A 2667-nucleotide genomic window follows, 5' to 3' on the forward strand; every position below is an offset into this window, starting at 1 on the left:
ACCCTCGCCAGTGCCTTCGGCGCGCAGCCGTTGCTGCCGGACCTGGCGCTGCAAATGATTGAAGTCGGCGAGCAGGCCGGCGAACTCGACAGCATGCTGCTCAAGGTCGCCGACGTGTTCGACGTCGAGGCCAAGCGCGGCATCGACCGCCTGCTCGCCGCGCTGGTGCCGTCGCTGACCGTGGTCATGGCGGTGCTGGTGGCGGTGATTATGCTCGCGATCATGCTGCCGCTGATGAGCCTGACCAGCAATATATGAACCCTCAAGGACCCTTACCCATGCGCCATACCCGCTTCAAGTCCGCCCGCCGCCAGGGCGGTTTTACCCTGCTGGAAATGCTCGCCGTGATCGTGCTGCTGGGCATCGTCGCGACCATCGTGGTGCGCCAGGTCGGCGGCAATGTCGACAAAGGCAAATACGGCGCGGGCAAGGCGCAACTGGCCAGCCTGAGCATGAAAATCGAAAGCTACGGCCTGGACGTCGGCTCGCCGCCCAAGTCCCTGCAGCAACTGGTCGACAAGCCGGGCAACACCGCCGGCTGGGCCGGGCCTTACGCCAAACCGTCAGACCTCAAGGACCCGTTCGGCCATGCCTTCGGCTACCGCTTCCCCGGCGAGCATGGCGCGTTCGACCTGATCTTCTACGGCCAGGACGGCCAACCCGGCGGCGAAGGCTACAGCGCCGACCTGGGCAACTGGGAATAACCGCTGACCATGGCCAACGCCCAACGTGGCTTTACCTTGCTGGAAATGCTGGTGGTGATCGTCTTGATCAGCATCGCGGCCGGCTTGGTGGGTTTTGGTCTGCAGCAAGGCCTGCGCGCGGCCAAGGAGCGTCAAGTGGTTGGGCAAATGGTCGAGGCGCTGCGCAGCACGCGGGCCAGAGCAATCGTCAACGGCAGCACGGAAGCCACCGTCTTCGACCTGCGCACGCTCAGCTTCCAGGCCCCGGGCCGGCCGAAAAAACACTGGCCGGCCGACCTGCAAGTCACCCTGCACACCGCCGAACACGCAGGCTCGGCGGTGGAGTTCTACGCCGACGGCAGTTCCACCGGCGGTAACCTGTTGTTGGTCAATGGCAGCCGGCGCTGGCGCATCGATATTGGCTGGCTGACCGGCAGCGTGCAGTCCAAGGCGCTGCCATGAAACAGCAAGCCGGTTTTACCCTGCTGGAAATGCTCGCCGCGCTGACGCTTATGGCGATCTGCAGCAGCGTGCTCCTGGTCGCCTTCGGCCAGAGCGCGCGTTCGCTGCTGCAAGTCGCCCACAGCGACCGCCTGAGCCATGCCGCCGTCAGCGTGATGGACCAGGAAGCCGCCGGCCCCCTGGCCAATGGCGTGCGCCAAGGCGATTTGGACGGCATCGCCTGGCAACTGCGCATCGCCCAGCAGCCGACGCGCATCGGCCAGCCGCACTTGTTTCGCCTCGACCTGATGGTACGCGAAGGCCCGCGCCAGGCGCGTTTCAGCACCTTGAAACTGCGTGCGGCAGGGGCCGGTTTGTGAAGCGCCGCCAGCAGGGTTTTACCCTGCTCGAAATCATGATTGTGCTGAGCCTGCTCGGTGTATTGCTGACCCTGGTCGGCGGCGCGCTGCTGGGGGCCAATCGCGCAGTGCTCAAGGCGCAGCGCTACACCGTCAGCCTGGATAAAATGCGTGCGGCGCAGCAGTTTTTGCGTACCGCCATCAGCGAGGCGCTGCCCCTGGACGTGACCGAGGACGACAGCCAGACCGACGGGTTTTTTGCCGGCAGCCCACAGCGCATGCAGTTTGTCGCGACCCTGCCGGGCGTACTCGGTGGCGGGATTCAGCGCTTCACCCTGCAACTGACCGGTGCCGAGGCGCAGCGCGATTTGCAGGTGGCATTTGCACGGTTTGAGTCTGAAGCGCAGGTCAGCGTGCCGGCGTCGCGCAGTGAGCCACAGGTGTTGTTGAAAGGTGTCGAAGACCTGCAGTTCAGCTATCGCGGCGTGTCGCCCAAGGGCCAGGCCACCGGCTGGATCAGCGAGTGGCCGTGGACCAAGCGCTTGCCCTCGGCGGTGCGAATTGCGGCGCGGGTCAACGGGCCGGTGCCGTGGGTCACCCAGGTGGTCGCGTTGCGGTTGAACTTGGCCAGCGGAGGCCCCGAATGATCAAGCATCAGCGCGGTGTCGCGCTGCTGCTGGTGCTGTGGGTGCTGGCGTTGCTCAGCCTGCTGCTCGGCGGCCTGGCCGGCTGGGTGCAACTGGAAACGCGCCAGGCGCTGTGGCACCGCCAGCACACCCAGGCAGTGTTGGCCGCCGAGGCGGGCGTGGCGCTGGCCATGCAAGGCCTGGCCGACCCGTTGCAGCGCAAGCAGTGGATCGCCGATGGGCGTGAAATCCCGTTGGTGTTCGACGATGCGCAGTTGCGCGTCAGCCTGCGCAGTGAGCGCGGCAAGTTGTACTTGAACAGCGCCGAGGTCGGCGATTTCGCGCGGCTGGCCCTGGCCTGCGGTGCGACCCAGGCCCAGGCCAGCCAACTCGCCAAGGACCTGGAGGTACGGCGTAACCAGGGCCTGGCGCCGTTTCGGGTGATAGAAGAAGTGCGGCAGCTGCCGGGCATGACCCAGGCGCTGTACAGCGCGCTGGTGCCCGAGGTCAGCCTGTGGAGCGGCCTGGACCGGCCCGATCCGGCCTTCGCCAGCGCAC

General features: G+C 66.2%; 6 protein-coding genes. All 6 read left to right on the top strand.

The annotated features are described in order from the left end of the window. The coding region (locus WBR57_RS11095) for a type II secretion system F family protein (protein ID WP_424083867.1) at window positions 1–258 on the top strand (258 nt) is incomplete at its 5' end. 20 nt (window positions 259–278) lie between these two features. Next, complete coding sequence (gene gspG / locus WBR57_RS11100; RefSeq protein WP_065952958.1) at window positions 279–704, top strand: type II secretion system major pseudopilin GspG; 426 nt, start codon at window positions 279–281, stop codon at window positions 702–704. A 9-nt stretch (window positions 705–713) separates the two neighbouring features. Further along, on the top strand, window positions 714–1145 hold the full coding sequence (locus WBR57_RS11105; RefSeq protein WP_424083868.1) for a pilus assembly FimT family protein: 432 nt from the start codon (window positions 714–716) through the stop codon (window positions 1143–1145). Further along, entirely contained in the window at window positions 1142–1504 is a 363-nt protein-coding gene (locus tag WBR57_RS11110) for a type II secretion system protein (protein WP_424083869.1), read from the top strand. The genes WBR57_RS11105 and WBR57_RS11110 overlap by 4 nt, the downstream gene beginning before the upstream one ends. Beyond that, entirely contained in the window at window positions 1501–2130 is a 630-nt protein-coding gene (locus tag WBR57_RS11115; RefSeq protein WP_424083870.1) for a prepilin-type N-terminal cleavage/methylation domain-containing protein, read from the top strand. The genes WBR57_RS11110 and WBR57_RS11115 overlap by 4 nt, the downstream gene beginning before the upstream one ends. Continuing rightward, window positions 2127–2667, top strand: a 541-nt coding sequence (locus WBR57_RS11120; RefSeq protein WP_424083871.1) for a type II secretion system minor pseudopilin GspK, incomplete at its 3' end; no start/stop codon positions are given. The genes WBR57_RS11115 and WBR57_RS11120, both read left to right, overlap by 4 nt.

It is taken from the genome of Pseudomonas sp. (genome assembly GCF_049590575.1).
Lineage (GTDB): Bacteria > Pseudomonadota > Gammaproteobacteria > Pseudomonadales > Pseudomonadaceae > Aquipseudomonas.